Raw genomic sequence first — 18,619 nt, forward strand, 5'->3', positions numbered from 1 at the left:
ATGTCCAAAGGCTACCGCATTCAGGCGTCCACCGGCATCCACCGGGGCGACCGCGACTACCAGCAAGACCAGGTCTGCCTGCTACACCATCCGCGTCAGAACAGTTGCATGCTGGCGGTGCTGGCCGACGGCATGGGTGGGCGCAGCGGCGGGCGCAAGGCGTCCGATCAGGTCATGCTCACGGCGCGCCAGTTGTTCGAGCGCTACGATCCCGACACCGACGATGCTGCCTCGCTGCTGCGCCAGATCGTCGAAGAGTCGCATCTGGTGATCAAGCTCACTGCGGTGTCGGCCGAACAGGAGCCCCACAGCACCATCGCCGCCTTTCTCATCAACCCCGGCGGCGACAGCCACTGGGTGCACGCGGGCGATTCCCGCATCTACCACTTCCGCAACGGCAGGATGGTCTTTCGCACCATGGACCACTCGTACGTGCAGACGCTGGTCAACCAGGGCGAAATCAGCGAAGAGGAAGCCCTCGACCACCCGCACGCGAACATCCTCATGGGCTGCCTGGGCACGGAGAACGATCCCCCCGTGGACATCCACGTGGTGCCACAGTTGCACGCGGGCGATGCCATCATGGCCTGCAGCGACGGCATCTGGCACTACTTCACCCCGGAGGAGCTCTCCAGCACCATCGCCATGCTCTCGCCGCGCGAGGCGTGCGAGTTCCTGATCCAGAAGGCGCGCTCACGCGCCAAAGGTATGGGCGACAACCTGTCGCTGACGATCGTCAAGCTCGATCCGCTGGGCTGACGCGGGTCTCAAGTCAACCCGGTATCCACCAGCCGGTGCTCCAGCGACAGAAACTCCTGTGACTGCATTTCGGTCAGGCGGGACACCGTGCGCGGGAATTCATGCGACATCGGTCCTTCGACGTAGAGTTCCTCCGGCGGCACCGCGGCCGACATCACCAGCTTGACGCGACGGTCGTACAGCACATCGATCAGCCAGGTGAAGCGGCGTGCTTCCGACGCCTGGCGCACCGACATCTGCGGCACGTCAGAGAGCATCAGGGTGTGGAACTGCGTCGCGATCTCCAGGTAGTCGTTCTGCGAGCGCGGCCCCCCGCACAGCGTGCGAAAGTCAAACCAGATAACGCCGCCAGCGCGGCGCAGCGCCTGGATGTTGCGCGCCTCGATGTGCATCACGGCATCCTGATCCCCCACCTCGGCCAGTTCGCTGAACGTGGCCGCCATCGCTTCGTCGGTCTTCGCTCCCAACGGACAGTGGTAGAGCTGGATGTGGTTGAGGGTGCGCTGACGGTAGTCGGTTCCGTTGTCCACGCTGAGCACCTCCAGCCGCTGCTTGAGCAGTTCGATGGCGGGCAGGATGCGATCCCGATGCAGCCCATCGGGATAAAGCTGGTCCGGATGGAAATTTGACGTAGTGACAAAGCCCACGCCCGCCTTGAACAAGGCGTCCAGCAGACGGTGCAGAATCATCGCGTCCGTCACGTCGGCCACGTGGAATTCGTCGAAGCAGATCAGCTTGTAGCGTCGGGCAATGCGCGCACCGAGTTCATCCAGCGGATTGACGGTGCCTTGCAGATCACGCAGCTCGCGGTGCACTTCGCGCATGAATTCGTGAAAATGCAGTCGCGTCTTGCGGCGCAGCGGCACCGCATTGAAAAAGCACTCCATCAGAAAGCTCTTGCCGCGACCCACGCCGCCGTGCATGTACACACCACGCGGAATGTCCGGATTGACGAACAGCTTCTTCAGTGAATTGGAGCGCTTCTGCTTGTACACCGCCCATTCGGACGCGCATCGTTCCAGCGCATCGACGGCGCGCTCCTGCGCCGGATCCGACGTGTAGCCGCGCTCCCTGAGCGCGGCTTCGTAGTTGCTGCGAACGCTCAAGACCGGCGCCGCGTCAGAAGTTCAGCGTGCGCTTGTCCACGGCCAGGGCGGCTTCCTTCGTCGCCTCCGACAACGAGGGATGGGCATGGCAGATGCGTGCGATGTCTTCCGCGCTCGCCTTGAACTCCATCGCCACCACCGCTTCGGAGATCAGCTCGGAGGCCATCGGGCCCACGATGTGGACGCCCAGGATCTCGTCGGTGGCGGCGTCGGCGAGGAACTTCACCATGCCAGTGGTGTCTCCAAGCGCGCGCGCACGACCGTTGGCCAGGAACGGGAAGGTGCCGGCCTTGTACGCCGCGCCGCGCGCCTTGAGCTGCTGCTCGGTCTCACCCACCCAGGCGATCTCAGGGCTGGTATAGATCACCCAGGGAATGGTGTTGAAGTTGACGTGGCCATGCTGGCCGGCAATGCGCTCTGCCACCGCCACCCCCTCTTCCTCCGCCTTGTGGGCCAGCATGGGGCCGCGCACCACGTCGCCCACGGCCCACACACCCCTGAGGTTGGTGCGGCACTCGGCATCGACCACGATGGCACCGCGCTCGTCGAGCTGCAGGCCCACGGCCTCGGCGTTGAGACCGGTGGTGTTGGGCACCCGGCCGATAGAGACGATGAGCTTGTCGGCGTCCAGCGACTGCGCTTCGCCCTTGGCGTTGGTGTAGGCGACGCTCACACCCTTCTTCGAGGTCTTGACCTCGCCGACCTTCACGCCCAGTTCGATCTTCAGACCCTGTTTGTCGAAGGCCTTCCTGGCTTCCTTGGCGATCTGCTCGTCCACCGCCCCCAGGAAGGTGGGCAAGGCTTCCAGCACCGTCACCTCGGCACCGAGACGGCGCCAGACCGAGCCCATTTCCAGACCGATCACGCCGGAGCCAATGAGCACCAGCTTCTTCGGCACAGTGCCGATGCGCAGTGCGCCGTCGTTGGACAGCACCGTCTCTTCATCGAATGCCACGCCGGCCAACGCACGCGCGTTGGAACCCGTGGCCAGGATGACCTGCTGGCCGGTAATGAGCTCTTCCTTCGCACCCGAGACCTGGACCTCGTAGCCGGCTTCGACGGCCTTCACGAACGAGCCGCGGCCATGGAAGAAGGTGACCTTGTTCTTCTTGAACAGGTAAAGGATGCCGTCGTTGTTCTGCTTCACCACCGCGTCCTTGCGGCCGATCATCTTGGCAATGTCGATCTTCACATTGGTCGCGCTGATGCCGTGGTCGGCGAAGTGCTTGTTCGCATGCTCGAAGTGCTCGGACGACTGCAGCAACGCCTTGCTGGGAATGCAGCCGACGTTGGTGCAGGTGCCACCCGGCGCCGGGCCACCCGAGGCGTTCTTCCATTCGTCGATGCAGGCGACCTTGAAACCGAGCTGGGCCGCGCGGATGGCGGCAATGTAGCCACCGGGACCGCCGCCGATCACGACGACGTCAAATGCTTGGGACATGTTGTTTCCTGAGTTCAAAGGGTCAACGCCCCTGTGTGGGGCGTTGACAAGGGAGAGGCTCGATCAGATGTCGAACAGAATGCGGGCCGGGTCTTCCAGCGCTTCCTTCATCGCCACCAGCCCCAGCACAGCCTCGCGGCCGTCGATGATGCGGTGGTCGTAGGACATGGCGAGATAGTTGATCGGACGAATCACGATCTGGCCGTTCTCCACCACCGGGCGGTCCTTGGTCGCGTGCACGCCCAGGATGGCCGACTGCGGCGGGTTGATGATGGGCGTGGACAGCATGGAGCCGAAGGTCCCACCGTTGGAGATGGAGAACGTGCCGCCGGTGAGGTCATCCAGCCCCAGCTTGCCATCGCGGGCCTTCTGGCCGAATTCAGCGATCTTCTTCTCGATGTCGGCAAAGCTCATCTGGTCGGCGTTGCGCAGAATGGGCACCACCAGACCGCGCGGCGAGCCCACCGCGATGCCGATGTCGAAATAGCCGTGGTAGACGATGTCGTTGCCGTCCACCGACGCGTTGATGATCGGGTATTTCTTGAGCGCGTGCACCGCGGCCTTCACGAAGAAGCTCATGAAGCCCAGCTTCACGCCGTGTTCCTTTTCGAACTTCTCCTGGAACTTCTTGCGCATCTCCATCACAGGCGCCATGTTCACTTCGTTGAACGTGGTCAGGATGGCATTGGTGGATTGCGATTGCAGCAGACGCTCGGCAACGCGCGCCCGCAAGCGGGTCATGGCCACGCGCTCCTCGGGGCGGTCGCCCAGGTCGGGCGCCACCACGGGCACCTGCGGCAGCACCTTGGTGGGTGCGCCCGTCGGGATAGCCACGGGCGCGGCCACGGCGGCCTTGGGTGCGGCAACGGCCGAGAGCACGTCGCCCTTGGTCACGCGGCCGTCCTTGCCCGTGCCGGCCACCGAGCCTGCGGCCAGGTTGTTGTCGGCCATCAACTTGGCGGCGGCCGGCATGGCCACGCCCGCCTTGGACGCAGCCGAAGACGAGGCGGCCGCAGCGGGCGCGGCTGGCGCGGAGGCCGGAGATGGGGCCGCTGCGGCAGGTGCGGCAACCCCCGCCACGGCAGCGGTATCGATCCGCGCGATCAATTGCTCGGCCGCGACCGTGGCCCCGTCGGCCTGCACCAGCTCGACCAGCACACCCGAGGCCGGTGCCGGCACTTCGAGCACCACCTTGTCGGTTTCGATTTCAATGAGGATCTCGTCTGCCGCGACAGCCTCGCCGGCCTTCTTCTTCCAGTTCAACAGCGTGGCCTCGGCCACCGATTCGGACAGTTGGGGAACTTTGACTTCTACGATTGCCATAACAATTTCCGGTTGAGCGATCAGGGTTGGGCGTTAGGTGGTCGTCGGCGCGCAATACGCTCGAAGCCGGGCACACAACGCACAACGGATTACTTGGTGAGGATGTAGCCCTTGAGCTTGCCGAAGGCGGCCTCGATAAGGGTCTTCTGCTGTTCCTGGTGCAGGTGGGCATAACCGACCGCGGGCGACGCCGAGGCGGTACGGCCCGCGTAGCCTAGCTTCTGACCATCCAGCATGTTCTCGTGAATGTAGTGCTGCACGAAGAACCAGGCGCCCTGGTTCTGCGGCTCGTCCTGGCACCACACGATGTCGGTCGCGTTGGGGTACTTGCGGATCTCGGCGCCGAACACCTTGTGCGGGAACGGGTAGAGCTGCTCCACCCGCAGGATCGCCACATCGTCCGAGCCACGCTCTTCGCGCTTCTTGACGAGGTCGTAGTACACCTTGCCCGAGCAGCAGATGATGCGCTTGACCTTTTCGGCCTTCTTCGCCACGTCGGCGCTCTGCTCCGGGATCACCGTCTGGAAGCCACCCTTGGTGAACTCGGACAGTGGCGAAGTCGCGTCCTTGTTGCGCAGCAGCGACTTGGGCGTGAAGATGATCAGCGGTTTGCGCAGCCCGCGGATCATCTGGCGGCGCAACACGTGGAAGATCTGGCTGGCCGTGGTGGGCTGCACGATCTGCATGTTGGTGTCGGCCGCCATCTGCATGAATCGCTCCAGGCGGGCCGAGCTGTGCTCGGGACCCTGGCCTTCATAGCCGTGCGGCAGCATCAGGGTGATGCCGTTGACACGACCCCACTTGACCTCGCCCGAAGCAATGAACTGGTCGAGCACCACCTGCGCACCGTTGACGAAATCGCCGAACTGGGCCTCCCAGATCACCAGCGTGTTCGGGTCGTTCGAGGCATAGCCGTACTCGAAGCCCAGCACCGCCTCTTCAGAGAGGATGGAGTCGATCACCACGAACGGCGCCTGGTTGTCGGCCACGTTCTGCAGCGGCACATAGAAGCCTTCGTCGTACTTCTCGCGATTCTGGTCGTGGATCACGGCATGGCGGTGCGTGAAGGTGCCGCGGCCACAGTCTTCGCCCGAGAGGCGCACCGGGAAGCCGCTGGCCACCAGCGAGGCAAACGCCATGTGCTCACCCATGCCCCAGTCCACCGGGATGTCGCCACGGCCCATGGCCGCGCGGTCGGCGTAGACCTTCTTCACCAGTTGGTGCGGCGTCACGCTCTCGGGGATGGTGGTCAGCCGCTCCGACAGGCGCTTCCACTCGGCCAGGGGAATGGCCGAATCGGCACTGTCGGTCCACTTCTTGCCGAGGAACGGGCTCCAGTCGACCGCGAACTTGCTCTTGAAGTTGGTCAGCACCGGATCCACGGTGTGGCGCCCTTCGTCGAGCGCCGCGCGGTAGGCCTTGACCATGTCGTCACCCAGGGTTTCGCCCAGGCCCTGCGCAGCCAGTTTGTCGGCGTAGAGCTTGCGCGTGCCGGGATGGGCCGCGATCTTCTTGTACATCAGCGGCTGGGTGAGACTGGGCGTGTCCTGCTCGTTATGGCCGAGCTTGCGGAAACACACGATGTCCACCACCACATCCTTCTGGAACGCCATGCGGAACTCCAGTGCCAGCTGGGTCGCGAACACCACCGCCTCGGGGTCGTCGCCGTTCACGTGCAGCACGGGCGACTCGATCATCTTGACGACGTCGGAGCAATACAGCGTGGAGCGGCTGTCGCGCGGGTCCGAGGTGGTGAAGCCGATCTGGTTGTTGATCACCAGGTGCACCGTGCCGCCCGTGGAATAGCCACGCGTCTCGGCCAGCGCCAGGGTCTCCATCACCACGCCCTGGCCGGCAAAGGCGGCATCACCGTGCACCAGCACGGGCAGCACCTGCTTGCCCAGCGGGTCGCCACGGCGGTCCATGCGGGCGCGCACCGAACCTTCGACCACAGGGTTGACGATTTCCAGGTGAGACGGGTTGAAGGCCAGCGAGAGGTGCACCGGGCCACCGGGGGTGGTCACATCGGAGCTGAAGCCCTGGTGGTACTTGACGTCACCGGCGGGCAGGTCTTCGGGCGCCGTGTGATCGAACTCGGCAAAAAGGTCCTTGGGCATCTTGCCCAGTGTGTTGACCAGCACGTTGAGGCGGCCGCGATGGGCCATGCCGATGACGATCTCCTGGATGCCGACCTGGCCGGCCTGGCGGATCAGTTCGTCCATCGAGGCGATGAAGCTCTCGCCACCTTCGAGCGAGAAGCGCTTTTGCCCGACGTACTTGGTGTGAAGGAAGCGCTCCAGCCCCTCCGCCGCCGTCAGGCGGTCGAGAATGTGCTTCTTTTTCTCGGCGTTGAACACCGGCTTGGCACGGCTACCCTCCAGGCGCTCCTGCCACCAGCGCTTCTGGCTCTGGTCGGTGATGTACATGTACTCGGCACCGATGGAGCCGCAGTAGGTCTCGCGCAGGGCATTGAGCAACTCGCGCAAGGACATGGTCTCCTTGCCGAAGAAGGTGTTGCTGGTGTTGAAAATGGTCTCGAGGTCCGCGTCGGCAAAGCCGTAGAAGGACAGTTCGAGCTCGGGAATATGGTCGCGCTCGGCGCGCTTGAGCGGATCCAGGTCGGCCCAGCGGGCGCCCACGTTGCGATAGGCCGCAATGAGCTGCTGCACGGCCACGCGCTTGCGGCCCAGGTCGGAGTCGGCGCCGGCTGCAATGACGACCTTGGTGCCGCCCTGCTTGGCGCGCTCGGCAAAGGCGTTGATGACGGGCTGGTGGGGAACGTCGCGGGCGTCGGTGCCATCACCGGCCGGAACGTGCTGCAGCGCGTCGAAGTAGCCGCGCCAGTTGTCGGGAACGCTGCCTGGATTGTCCAGGTAGTTCTCGTACATCTCTTCCACATACGGCGCATTGCCGCCGAAGAGGTAGGAGTTGCCCTTGTAGGCAACATAGACGTTGCCCCCGTTCGATTGGGAATCGCTCATAAATCCGCTGACCTCCGTTTCCCTTCAGGAAACATAAGCTGGTTAAGACAACCTTCCGCGGCACGGCTGAACCGTTAGGCGGATGCGACAGTGACTGTGGAAGGACCTGACTGCAGCCCGCGATTGTGCCACCTGAGCGATGACCTTGGGCAAAAGAATGTCGGGCGAAACCGGTTCAGATCATGAAACCACGCGCGGTGACAGGCGCTGGGACGTGGGCACGGCGCTCGGCTCGTCCATTTCGATGGCGATCTGGGTGCACACCGTGCGGCACAGCATGACAGCCTTCTCGCTCTGCACGCGGTAGATGACCTGCGTGCCTTCCTTGCGCTTGGCCAGCACGCCCGCGCGATAGAGCAGGTTCAGGTGCTGGGACAGGTTCGGCTGGGTCGTGTCGATTTCCTGCAACAGCTGCGAAACGGACTTTTCCTTGTCACACAGCGCGCTGAGGATGCGCAGCCGCATGGGGGTCGCGAGCACACCGAAGAGTTCGGCCGCCAGTTCGAACACGCGGACCTTCTCCACCTGACCTTGGGACCCGATCATCTGTTCCATGGCAGTCTTCGCTCGTGTGAATATAAGCATGGATCATACGCTCGCACCCGCCCGGTGTCGGCCGTGCGGTTTCACCAGCAGACCGCCCCCTGCGGCACTCAGCCCAGCAGGTCCTTGATCTGTTGCAGCGCCGCGGGGTCGTCCATGGTCGTGAGGTCTCCCGGATCGCGGCCCTCGCACACGGCCTGGATGGCGCGGCGCAGCAGCTTGCCGCTGCGCGTCTTGGGCAGCAGGGCCACGAAATGCACGCGCGACGGTCGCGCCACGGCGCCCAGCTGCGCATCCACCTGCTTCATGATCTCGCCCTCGAGCTTGAGCTTCGCCGTGCCGTCGCCCAGCGCCGACGTGTCCTTTGCGACCACGAAGGCCATGGCCACCTGTCCCTTGAGCGCATCGGCCACACCCACGACAGCCACTTCAGCCACGTTGGGGTGGCTGGAGATGCTCTCCTCGATCTCGCGCGTGCCCAGGCGGTGACCCGCGACGTTGATCACGTCGTCGGTGCGCCCCAGGATGTAGAAGTAGCCTTCGTCGTCGCGAATGCCCCAGTCGAAGGTGCTGTAGACCAGCTTGCCGGGGATGCTTTTCCAGTAGGTGTTGACGAATCGGGCATCGTCCTTCCAAACCGTCTGCATGAAACCGGGCGGCGTCGGCCCCTCGATCACCACCACACCTTTTTCATTGGCGCCGGTCAGTTCCTCCCCAGTCGACTCGTGCAGCAACTTCACGCGGTAGCCGTACATGGGCACACCGGGGCTGCCAAACTTGCTGGCCTTCTTCTCGACGCCATTGGCGATGGTCAGGATCGGCCAGCCGCTCTCGGTCTGCCAGTAGTTGTCAATGATGGGCACCCCCAGGCCGTCGCTGATCCAGCGCGCCGTGGGTTCGTCCAGCGGCTCGCCTGCAAGGAACAGCGCCTTGAGGCTGGAGAGGTCGTACTGCTTGAGGTAGGCCGGGTCCTGCTTCTTGAGCACGCGCACCGCGGTAGGCGCACTGAACATCACCGTGACCTTGTACTTCTCGACCAGGCGCCACCAGATGCCACCATCAGGCCGGATCGGCAGGCCTTCGTACAGGATGGTGGCCATGCCGGCGATCAGCGGTCCATAGACGATGTAGCTGTGGCCCACCACCCAGCCGATGTCGCTGGTGGAGAAATAGGTCTCTCCTGGCTCGCCCATGAAGATGTGCTTCATGCTCGCGGCCAGCGCCACGAGATATCCACCGGTGTCACGCTGAACACCTTTCGGTCTGCCGGTGGTGCCGCTGGTGTAGATGGTGTAGCTGATGGCCGTCGAATCCAGCCACTCGCAGGACACCTGCGCGTCCAGATGGCGCTCACGCAGCGCGGCGTAGTCGTGGTCGCGCCCCGGCACGAGACTCATGGGGGCAAGACCCCGATTGACCAGGACCACCGAAGCCGGCTTGTGGCTGGAAAGGCGGATCGCCTCGTCCAGCAGCGGCTTGTACTCGACCACCTTGCCGCCGCGCGAACCCGCGTCGGCGCTGACGATCGCGACCGGGGTGGCGTCGTCGATGCGGTTGGCCAGCGAATGGCTGGCGAAACCGCCAAACACCACCGAATGAATGGCGCCGATGCGTGCGCAGGCCAGCATGGCAAAGGTGGCCTCGGGAATCATCGGCATGTAGATCAGCACCCGGTCACCCTTCTTCACGCCCTGCCCCAGCAGCACCGCCGCCATGCGCTGCACCTCAGCGTGCAGCTCCCGGAAGCTGTAGGTGCGCTCGGTATCGGTCTCGGTGGACACAAAGATCAGCGCGTTCTGGTCGGCCCGGTCCTTCAGGTGGCGGTCCACCGCGTTGTGACACAGGTTGGTCAGGCCGCCTTCGAACCAGTGCACGAAGGGCGGTCGATCGGGATTGCACACCCGGTCGAAGGGCCGCTTCCAGTCCACCAGCGCGGCCTGTTCGGCCCAGAACGCTTCGGCGTCGTCAACCGAGCGGCGGTAGAACGCGGCGTAACTCTGGGGGGTGCTCATGGATGTCTCCTGCGGGTGGTGGGTGTGGGGAATGCTCAAACTGAATTCATAATTATGAGCAGCCGGCTTGCACCACACTGACGCGGCGCCCGCATGCGCCGCGCCTCCAAGCCTTCATTTGATCAGGGCCTGCACGTCACGAAAAGCCGGGTGTGCGGCCGTGCGAAGCCACTCGAAAGCCACCATCTCCGTGGTCACCAGTTCGGCCCCCGCAGCGGCCAGCCGGTCGAAGGCCGCGTCGCGGTTGCGCTCGGTGCGAGAGCCACAGGCGTCCGTGACCACCCAGACGTCGAATTCCTGCTCGATCAGCCCGAGCGCCGTCTGCAGCAGACAGACGTGCGCCTCGCAACCTGCCACCAGCACGGTCTGGCGCTCGGTGGGGGGTGCCGCTGGCGGCTTCTGGAGGTGCCGGGGCAGGCTGCGCGCATTCCCGGGTGTCGGTCGTGCGGGTGGACGCAGCCAGTCGACCAGGCCATCGGTCGCCGCGCCGAACTGCATCTTCGACAAGGTCTTCTGGCAGAGCTCGCGCAATTCGGGCGGGTTGGTGCCGAGCTTGTCGGGGTTCTGCTCGGTGCCCCAGACCGGCACCTTCATCAAGCGGGCCATGCGCGCCAGACGCATGGCATTGCCCAGGACCTGCGGACCTTCGTGGATGACAGGCATCAGGCGGGCCTGGTAATCCACCAGCACAAGTTGGGAATCGGAGGCTTCCAGCAGCATGGGGTTCTTTCGTGGCGAAGGGTTCGGGTTGGGCGCTGGCATTTTCGCAGGCGACGTCCTGCACAGGCAGCCAGGGGCACGGCGACGCGGGAGGCGCACCCTCAAACTTGTTGTGAATCAATGACTTGGAGCCCATTTCTCGCTTGACTTCCCATCCAGGTGCCGATACCCTGCCGGGCATGATCCGCTGGCTGTCCGCCCTCTTGCTCACCTGTTCGGCTGCGGCACACGCTGCGCCCGGTGGCGTTGCCTACGAGGACATGGATGCCTTGTTGAGCGACAAGGGCGTGATTGCGCGCCTGGGACAGCAGGTTCAGCAAGCGCGCAGCACGGTGAGCGACCAGGCTTCGAGCCTGGTGATCAATGCCCTGGCGTTCCTGGATGTGCCCTACCAGTACGGTGGCAACAGCGCCGCCAGCGGCTTCGACTGCAGCGGCTTCGTGCGTGCCGTCTACGAGCAGTCGCTGGGCAAGATCCTGCCGCGCCGCTCCGACGAGCAGGCCGCGGCCACGCAAGCCATCGACCGCAGCGAACTCAAGCCGGGCGACCTGGTGTTCTTCAACACCATGCGCCGGGCCTTCAGCCACGTCGGCATCTACGTCGGCGACGGCAAGTTCATCCACGCACCACGCACCGGCGCGCAGGTGCGTGTGGAGGACATGCGTCTGGCCTACTGGAACAAGCGCTTCAACGGCGCGCGGCGCGTGAACACGGCCGAGCAATAAACCCGATCCTTCATGGCTTGATGCTGGTGCGGTCGAGCCGCCGGTTGCTGACCCACTCCTGCGCAATGCGGCGCGAGAACGTTGCACGGTCGCCGATCACGGGCAGATTGTCCGAAGCCACGAGCCGGTCGCGGATCGCCGGTACCTCCAGTGCGCGGTTGATCTCCAGGTTCAGCCGGTCGAGCAGCGCTGGCGAAGTGCCTCCTGGCGCAAACAGGCCGAAGAGCGACGCGACGTTGGCATGCGGCAGGCCAAGTTCCTCGAAGGTGGGCACCCGGGGCAGCACGTCCAGGCGCTGGGGAGCCCCCACCGCCAGCGGCGTGAGACGCCCGGCCTCGATGTAGCGCAGCTGCGCCGGCGCCACGTTCGTGGACAGCAGTTCGAACTGACCACCCAGCGCGTCCGTGAGTTGTTGTCCCCCGCCCTTGTAGGGCACATGGGTGACGGCAATGCCGCTGCCCAGTTGCACCTGCTCCAGCACCAGATGGCCCGCCGTGGCCATGCCGGAGGTTGCCCAGCGCAAGGCCCGGGGCCGCGCGCGCGCCAACTGCACCAGCGCGTCAAATGTGCGGCCAGCGAATGCTGGCGTTGCCACCAGCAGCACCGGCGTGTACATCACGCTGGCCACGGGTTCGATGTCGCGCAGCGGATCATGCAGCTGCTCACCCCGATGAGGCCTGAGCGTGAGCGGGCTGATCGCCGAAAACGCCAGCGTGTGGCCATCCGGTTGGGCGCGCGCCAGCGCTTGCAGGCCCACGCTGCCACCACCTCCGGCGCGGTTCTCCACGCGAACGGGCACCCCCAGTTGCAAAGAAAGCTGCTCCGCCAGCGCGCGCGCCATGCCGTCACTGAGCCCGCCAGGCGGGTAGACCACGATGATGCGCATGGATTGCGACGGCCACGGACCGGTCTGCGCCCAGCCGGTCTGTGGCCGCACCATCGCCTGCGACGCGGCAACGAGCACCGGCAGGACGGATCGGCGGGACAGCACCATCATGTTGCACGCCTGCGCGGTGCGCGCGGACGAAACTTGCGCGCTGTCTCGCGAGCGATGTTGAGGAAGTGCGCGGCAGGTCCCACGGCATCGGCCGCGCGGTAGACCAGGGTGAGCGGCGCGTCCAGTGGTGTGCCGTCGGCCAATGGCAGGTACACCACGGCATGCGGATGCAGCCCCTGCATGGATGCGGGCACCACCGCAATGCCGGCACCCGCCGCAACAAGATTCAGGCTCGTCACCATGCGCTCTACCTCGGCTGCAATGCGCGGGCGAAAACCCTGCGCCTCGCACAGCGACAGCAAGTTGGCATAGAGCCCCGGCGCGCCCGGCTGCCGCACAAGAATGAAACCGTCGCCCTGCAGATCCGCCAGCTTCAGCGCCCGACGCGCACTGACCAGCCTGTGGTCCCCCGGCAGTGCCACCAGCACGGGCTCGCGCAACAAGGTCTCGAACGTGAGGCTGTCGGGCTGGGACACCGGTACGCGAATCAACCCGCAGTGCAGGCGCCCTGCCTCCACCGCCTCCGTAATGCCCGCGGCATGGTCCTCGCGGATAGACAGCGCAATGCCAGGCCAGGCGCGGCGGCAGGCCCGCAGCGCTTCCGGCGTGAAACTGTGCGCGGCAGCCGAGCTGGTGAACCCAACGTTGAGCACACCGAGTTCCCCCCGCGCCACGCGCGCCATGCGCTGCCGCATCGCAGCCATGTCGTCCACCAGCCGACGCGCCTCCAGTTCAAACAGCCGGCCAGCATCAGACAGGGACACGCCTTTGGGGTGGCGGTGGAACAGGGTCACCCCGAGCTCCTTCTCCAGCGACTTGATCTGCAGACTCAGCGGTGGCTGCTGGATGCCAAGACGCTCGGCCGCGCGCGTCATGTGACCAGCATCAGCGACGGCGAGAAAGTAGCGCAGGTGACGAATCTCCATATCTCAGAGGTATCAAAAATGGTGTTTCAGTATATTTGACGCAGGGTTGTCTCACCCCTATCGTGCCGTAGACCCGCACAAATACAAGGAGACAGACCGTGCACATCCGCCACTTCGCGCTCTCTGCGCTGGCCGTCCTGGCGCTTCAGCCCCTGACCTCGTCCGCCCAGCTCCCGCCTCCACCGGTTCCCGGTACCTGCCCGGCCGAAGTGCCGGCCGCAGCGACCTGCTACACCGGCGAGGACGGTCTGGGTGGCTTCTACTGGATGGCCCTGCCATCCGGATGGAAGCCGCAAACCGGTGTGCTCGTCATGCACGCCCATGGCGGCCCGGCCGACACAGGCCCTGCCAAACGGGAGCGCAGCGAGGCGGACCTCAAGCGGTGGGCTGTGACAGTGAAGGCGGGATACGCCTGGGCCGGTGCCAGCTACCGGCGCGGCGGCTTCGGCGTGAGCATGGCCGCCGAGGACACCGAACGCGTGCGCCGGATCTTCGTGAGGCACTTTGGCCCGCCCCGCCGCACCCTCCTGCACGGTCAGAGCTACGGTGCCGCCGTCGCCTCCAGGGCAGCGGAACTCTATGCCATGGTGGACGGGCCGACGGGTCAGGTGCGTGGCCCCTATGACGGCGTGCTGCTCACCAGTGGCGTGCTGGGTGGCGGCACGCGCGCCTACGACTTCCGGATCGACCTGCGCACGGTCTATCAGTACGTGTGCAAGAACCACCCACGCGCCGACGAACCGCAGTACCCGCTGTGGCAAGGGTTGCCCATGGACTCAAAGCTCACGCGCGCCGAACTCGCCGCGCGCGTGGACGCCTGCACGGGCGTGCGCAAACCTGCGGCCCAGCGCACCGAGCAACAGAAGGCGAATCTGGCCACCATCACCCAGGTCATACAGATCCCGGAGCGCTCGCTGATCGGCCACCTCAACTGGGCGACCTGGCTGTTTCGCGATCTCACGCAGCTGCGCCTGGGCAACCGCAACCCGTTCGGCAACGCCACCGTGCGGTACAAGGGTTCCGCGGACGATGCGGCCCTGAACGCGGGCGTGCCACGCTATGCCGCCGACCCTACCGCCGTGGCCGATCTGGCGATGGACAGCGACCCTCAGGGGAAGATCAATGTGCCCGTGCTCACGCTGCACGCGGTGAACGATCCCACCGCCTTCGTGGAACTCGAATCCGCCTACCGCGAGATCGTGGAGCGCGCCGGCAACGGCGCCCTGCTGGTGCAGACCTTCAGCGACGAGTCCGAGCACAGCTATCTCAGCGAACCGCAGTACCCTGCCTTGTTCACGGCGCTGCTGGACTGGATCGACAAAAAGGACAAGCCCACGCCACAGAAAGTGGCGGCGCTGTGCAAGGGGTATGAGGCCGCCTACGGCGACACCTGCAAACTGCTGCCGGATTTCCGCAGCGCGCCACTGGCCAGCCGCGTCGCCCCACGCTGAATCGCGCACCCATGAAAAAAGGCCGCCAGCCCGCGAGGGCTTGCGGCCTTTTCCCGATGCTGGATTACTTGCGCTGCGGTGGCACGTCCGTGCAGGAACCGTGCGCGATCTCGGCGGCCATGCCGATGGATTCGCCCAGCGTGGGGTGCGGGTGAATCGTCTTTCCGATGTCGACCGCGTCCGCGCCCATCTCGATGGCCAGGGCAATCTCGCCGATCATGTCGCCCGCGTGCGTGCCCACCATGCCGCCGCCCAGGATCTTGCCGTGGCCATGGGCCTCGGGTGAATCGTCAAACAGCAGCTTGGTCACGCCCTCGTCGCGGCCGTTCGCAATGGCGCGGCCCGATGCGGACCAGGGGAACAGGCCCTTCTTCACCTTGATGCCCTGCGCCTTGGCCTGGTCCTCGGTCAGGCCCACCCAGGCCACCTCGGGGTCGGTATAGGCCACGCTGGGGATCACGCGCGCGTTGAACGCGGCACTGGCCAGTTCCTTGTTGCCCTGCAGCTCACCGGCGATCACCTCGGCCGCCACGTGCGCCTCGTGCACCGCCTTGTGCGCCAGCATGGGCTGGCCCACGATGTCGCCGATGGCGAAGATGTGCGGCACGTTGGTGCGCATCTGGATGTCGACGTTGATGAAGCCGCGGTCGGTCACAGCCACGCCGGCCTTGTCGGCAGCGATCTTCTTGCCATTGGGCGTGCGGCCCACCGCCTGCAGCACGAGGTCATAGACCTGCGGCTCGGTCGCCTTGCCGCCTTCTTCGGCCGCCGAGAACGTCACCTCAATGCCCGCGGGCGTGGCCTTGGCCCCCACCGTCTTGGTCTTGAGCATGATGTTGTCGAAGCGCTTGGCGTTCATCTTCTGCCAGATCTTCACCAGGTCGCGGTCGGCGCCCTGCATCAGGCCGTCGAGCATCTCCACCACGTCCAGGCGCGCGCCCAGCGTGCTGTAGACCGTGCCCATCTCCAGGCCGATGATGCCGCCGCCCAGGATCAGCATGCGCTTGGGCACTTCCTTGAGCGCCAGCGCTCCGGTGCTGTCGACCACGCGCGGGTCCTCGGGCATGAAGGGCAGGCGCACGGCCTGCGAGCCGGCGGCGATGATCGCCTTCTTGAACGCGATCACCTGCTTCTTGCCGGTCTTGTCCTGCGCCGGGCCGCTGGTTTCTTCCACCTCGAGGTGGTTCGCCCCCACGAATGCGCCATAGCCGCGCACGGTGGTGACCTTGCGCATCTTGGCCATCGCCGCCAGGCCGCCGGTGAGCTTGCCGATCACCTTTTCCTTGTGGCCTCGCAGCTTCTCGATGTTGACCACCGGGCGGCCGAATTCAACGCCCAGGTCGGCCATGTGGCTGACCTCATCCATCACGGCGGCCACGTGCAGCAGCGCCTTGGAAGGGATGCAGCCCACGTTCAGGCACACGCCGCCCAGGGTGGCGTAGCGCTCGACCAGCACCACCTTCAGCCCCAGATCCGCCGCGCGGAAGGCGGCCGAGTAGCCACCGGGGCCGCCGCCGAGCACGAGCACATCGCAATCCAGATCGGCGCTGCCGGCGAAGCTGGCCGCAGCCGGAGCGGCCACAGGGGCCGATGCGTGCACAGCCGCTGGGGCCGGGGCCGCGGGCGTCGGCGCTGCGGGCGCCGGTGCCGGAGCGGCAGACGCCGCGCCCTCGGCTTCCAGCGTGAGCACCACGCTGCCCTGTTTGACCTTGTCGCCCAGCTGAACCTTGAGTTCCTTGACCACGCCCGCCGCGCTGGATGGAATCTCCATCGAAGCCTTGTCGGACTCCACGGTGATGAGTGACTGCTCTGCCTTGACGGTGTCGCCCACCTTCACCAGCAGCTCGATCACCGCCACTTCGTCGAAGTCGCCAATGTCGGGAACCTGAATGTCGATCAGTGCCATAAATTTCCTTGTTCGGTTGGGGTCAGAGCACCGCTGCGCGGTGGTCTGACCCGCAAGGCATCAGAGGAGAACACGACGGAAGTCGCTCAAGATCTGGCCCAGATACGCGTTGAAGCGCGCGGCGGCGGCCCCGTCGATCACCCGGTGGTCCCAGGTCAGCGACAGCGGCAGCATCAGGCGCGGCACGAAGGCCTTGCCATCCCACACCGGCTCCATCTGGCTCTTGCACACGCCCAGGATGGCCACCTCGGGCGCGTTGATGATGGGCGTGAAGTAGCGCCCGCCTATGCCACCCAGGCTGGAGATGGTGAAGGTCGCTCCGCTCATCTCGGCCGGGCTGAGCTTGCCCTCGCGTGCCTTCTTCGCCAGTTCGCCCATTTCCTGACTGATCTGCAGCACGCCCTTCTTGTCCGCATCCTTGAGCACCGGCACCATCAGGCCGTTGGGCGTGTCGGCCGCGAAGCCGATGTGCCAGTACTGCTTGTAGATCAGGGCATCGCCGTCGAGCGAGCTGTTGAACTCGGGGAATTTCTTCAGCGCGGCCACGCAGGCCTTGATCAGGAAGGCCAGCATCGTGACCTTGACGCCGCTCTTCTCGTTTTCCTTGTTGGTGGCAACGCGGAAGGCTTCGAGCTCGGTGATGTCGGCATCGTCGTGGTTGGTGACGGCGGGGATCATGACCGCGTTGCGCAGCAGGTTGGCGCCGCTGATCTTCTTGATGCGACCCATCTCCTTGCGCTCGATCGGGCCGAACTTGGCGAAGTCGACCTTGGGCCAGGGGATCAGGCCCAGGCCGGCACCATCGCCGCCACCACCAGCCGGGGCCTTGGCCGCCTGCGCCTTCGTCTGTGCCGTGCCGCTCATCACCGCCTTGGTGAAGGCCTGCACATCGTCGAGCACGATGCGCCCCTTGGGTCCGCTGCCCTTGACTTCTTCCAGGGGCACGCCGAGTTCGCGCGCGAACTTGCGCACCGAGGGCGAGGCGTGCGGCAGACCGATGGGGGCTGTCGTGGGGTTGTGCGCCGCAGCGGCGGCAGGTGCGGAGGTGGTGGCTGCCTGGGGTGCGGCCGCGGCAGATGCCGCAGGGCTACTGGCCGCAGCTGGCTTGGCTGCCTCGCCCCCCTGGGGAGCAGGCTGTGGAGCGGAACTCGCGGCGGCGGAACCCTCCAGAACGGCCAGCAGATCCCCGATGTTCACCGTGTCACCCACCTTGACCTTGAGCTCCTTCAACACGCCGGCGGCCGACGAGGGAATTTCCATCGAGGCCTTGTCCGACTCCACCGTGATCAGGCTCTGCTCCAGTGCGATCGCGTCGCCGGGTTTGACCAGCACCTCGATCACCGCCACGTCCTTGAAGTCGCCGATGTCAGGCACGCGCACTTCGACCGGACCTGCCGCAGCAGGCGCTGGCGCGTTGGCAGGTGCAGGTGCAGGAGCGGGTGCCGAAGCGGCCGGCGCGGTCGCCGCTGGCGCAGGGGCTGCTGCGCCCTCCGTCTCCAGGACCAGCACCACCGAACCCTCTTTCACCTTGTCACCCAGCGAGACCTTGAGCTCTTTCACCACACCCGCAGTGCTGGAGGGAATCTCCATCGAGGCCTTGTCGGATTCGACCGTGATCAGCGACTGCTCGGCCTTGACCACATCACCCACCTTCACCAGCAGTTCGATCACCGCCACTTCATCAAAATCCCCGATGTCCGGGACCTTCACATCAATCTGTGCCATGTTG

At 65.4% G+C, this 18,619-nt stretch carries 14 protein-coding genes; 3 read left to right on the forward strand and 11 right to left on the reverse strand.

The window, feature by feature from the left end:
* Positions 1–759 carry a PP2C family protein-serine/threonine phosphatase gene (locus AB7P10_RS10720; RefSeq protein WP_428293839.1) on the forward strand — a complete coding sequence of 253 codons (759 nt, stop codon included), beginning with the start codon at positions 1–3 and terminating at the stop codon, positions 757–759.
* Positions 760–767: 8 nt separating this feature from the next.
* Here the strand turns inward: AB7P10_RS10720 and zapE are convergent, their stop codons facing one another.
* The 7 genes from zapE to AB7P10_RS10755 form a co-directional block, all read right to left on the reverse strand.
* Positions 768–1,865 (reverse strand): cell division protein ZapE, encoded by a 1,098-nt coding sequence (gene zapE / locus AB7P10_RS10725; RefSeq protein ID WP_428293840.1) that lies wholly within the window; start codon positions 1,863–1,865, stop codon positions 768–770.
* Between the two features lie 13 nt (positions 1,866–1,878).
* The gene (lpdA, locus tag AB7P10_RS10730; protein WP_428293841.1) at positions 1,879–3,306 is read right to left on the reverse strand and encodes a dihydrolipoyl dehydrogenase; all 1,428 of its coding nucleotides are present in this window, start codon (positions 3,304–3,306) and stop codon (positions 1,879–1,881) included.
* A 63-nt stretch (positions 3,307–3,369) separates the two neighbouring features.
* Entirely contained in the window at positions 3,370–4,629 is a 1,260-nt protein-coding gene (gene odhB, locus AB7P10_RS10735) for a 2-oxoglutarate dehydrogenase complex dihydrolipoyllysine-residue succinyltransferase (protein ID WP_428293842.1), read from the reverse strand.
* 89 nt (positions 4,630–4,718) lie between these two features.
* The gene (locus AB7P10_RS10740) at positions 4,719–7,610 is read right to left on the reverse strand and encodes a 2-oxoglutarate dehydrogenase E1 component (RefSeq protein WP_428293843.1); all 2,892 of its coding nucleotides are present in this window, start codon (positions 7,608–7,610) and stop codon (positions 4,719–4,721) included.
* A gap of 180 nt (positions 7,611–7,790) precedes the next feature.
* Positions 7,791–8,165: an ArsR/SmtB family transcription factor gene (locus AB7P10_RS10745; protein ID WP_428293844.1), complete on the reverse strand. Its 375-nt coding sequence runs from the start codon at positions 8,163–8,165 to the stop codon at positions 7,791–7,793.
* Between the two features lie 98 nt (positions 8,166–8,263).
* Entirely contained in the window at positions 8,264–10,198 is a 1,935-nt protein-coding gene (locus AB7P10_RS10750; protein ID WP_428293926.1) for a propionate--CoA ligase, read from the reverse strand.
* 81 nt (positions 10,199–10,279) lie between these two features.
* Positions 10,280–10,885 carry an isochorismatase family protein gene (locus AB7P10_RS10755; RefSeq protein ID WP_428293845.1) on the reverse strand — a complete coding sequence of 202 codons (606 nt, stop codon included), beginning with the start codon at positions 10,883–10,885 and terminating at the stop codon, positions 10,280–10,282.
* Between the two features lie 179 nt (positions 10,886–11,064).
* On the opposite strand from AB7P10_RS10755, the gene AB7P10_RS10760 reads away from it, so the two are divergent.
* Positions 11,065–11,610, forward strand: a complete 546-nt coding sequence (locus AB7P10_RS10760) for a C40 family peptidase (RefSeq protein ID WP_428293927.1) — start codon at positions 11,065–11,067, stop codon at positions 11,608–11,610.
* A 10-nt stretch (positions 11,611–11,620) separates the two neighbouring features.
* Here AB7P10_RS10760 and AB7P10_RS10765 read toward each other — a convergent pair whose 3' ends face one another.
* Positions 11,621–12,607: a Bug family tripartite tricarboxylate transporter substrate binding protein gene (locus AB7P10_RS10765; protein WP_428293846.1), complete on the reverse strand. Its 987-nt coding sequence runs from the start codon at positions 12,605–12,607 to the stop codon at positions 11,621–11,623.
* Positions 12,604–13,533, reverse strand: coding sequence for a LysR family transcriptional regulator (locus tag AB7P10_RS10770; protein ID WP_428293847.1), 930 nt, complete (start codon positions 13,531–13,533; stop codon positions 12,604–12,606). Before AB7P10_RS10770 ends, AB7P10_RS10765 begins: the two co-directional genes overlap by 4 nt.
* 98 nt (positions 13,534–13,631) lie before the next feature.
* Here AB7P10_RS10770 and AB7P10_RS10775 point away from each other — a divergent pair, with 98 nt between their 5' ends.
* The gene (locus AB7P10_RS10775) at positions 13,632–14,984 is read left to right on the forward strand and encodes a hypothetical protein (protein ID WP_428293848.1); all 1,353 of its coding nucleotides are present in this window, start codon (positions 13,632–13,634) and stop codon (positions 14,982–14,984) included.
* A 64-nt stretch (positions 14,985–15,048) separates the two neighbouring features.
* On the opposite strand, the gene lpdA (AB7P10_RS10780) is transcribed toward AB7P10_RS10775, so the two are convergent.
* Together lpdA (AB7P10_RS10780) and aceF are read right to left on the reverse strand one after the other, a co-directional pair.
* Entirely contained in the window at positions 15,049–16,890 is a 1,842-nt protein-coding gene (gene lpdA, locus AB7P10_RS10780) for a dihydrolipoyl dehydrogenase (protein WP_428293849.1), read from the reverse strand.
* 60 nt (positions 16,891–16,950) lie between these two features.
* Positions 16,951–18,615 (reverse strand): dihydrolipoyllysine-residue acetyltransferase, encoded by a 1,665-nt coding sequence (gene aceF / locus AB7P10_RS10785; protein ID WP_428293850.1) that lies wholly within the window; start codon positions 18,613–18,615, stop codon positions 16,951–16,953.
* Between the last annotated feature and the right edge of the window lie 4 nt (positions 18,616–18,619).

This window comes from Hydrogenophaga sp. (assembly GCF_050182545.1).
Classification (GTDB): Bacteria; Pseudomonadota; Gammaproteobacteria; order Burkholderiales; family Burkholderiaceae_C; genus Hydrogenophaga.

Excerpts from the sequence above, each read along its gene's own strand:
- AB7P10_RS10720 (WP_428293839.1), top strand. The coding sequence starts at position 1 with ATGTCCAAAGGCTACCGCATTCAGGCGTCCACCGGCATCCACCGGGGC.
- lpdA (WP_428293841.1), bottom strand. The coding sequence starts at position 3,306 with ATGTCCCAAGCATTTGACGTCGTCGTGATCGGCGGCGGTCCCGGTGGC.
- odhB (WP_428293842.1), bottom strand. The coding sequence starts at position 4,629 with ATGGCAATCGTAGAAGTCAAAGTTCCCCAACTGTCCGAATCGGTGGCC.
- AB7P10_RS10740 (WP_428293843.1), bottom strand. The coding sequence starts at position 7,610 with ATGAGCGATTCCCAATCGAACGGGGGCAACGTCTATGTTGCCTACAAG.
- AB7P10_RS10745 (WP_428293844.1), bottom strand. The coding sequence starts at position 8,165 with ATGGAACAGATGATCGGGTCCCAAGGTCAGGTGGAGAAGGTCCGCGTG.
- AB7P10_RS10755 (WP_428293845.1), bottom strand. The coding sequence starts at position 10,885 with ATGCTGCTGGAAGCCTCCGATTCCCAACTTGTGCTGGTGGATTACCAG.
- AB7P10_RS10760 (WP_428293927.1), top strand. The coding sequence starts at position 11,065 with ATGATCCGCTGGCTGTCCGCCCTCTTGCTCACCTGTTCGGCTGCGGCA.
- AB7P10_RS10765 (WP_428293846.1), bottom strand. The coding sequence starts at position 12,607 with ATGATGGTGCTGTCCCGCCGATCCGTCCTGCCGGTGCTCGTTGCCGCG.
- AB7P10_RS10770 (WP_428293847.1), bottom strand. The coding sequence starts at position 13,533 with ATGGAGATTCGTCACCTGCGCTACTTTCTCGCCGTCGCTGATGCTGGT.
- lpdA (WP_428293849.1), bottom strand. The coding sequence starts at position 16,890 with ATGGCACTGATCGACATTCAGGTTCCCGACATTGGCGACTTCGACGAA.
- aceF (WP_428293850.1), bottom strand. The coding sequence starts at position 18,615 with ATGGCACAGATTGATGTGAAGGTCCCGGACATCGGGGATTTTGATGAA.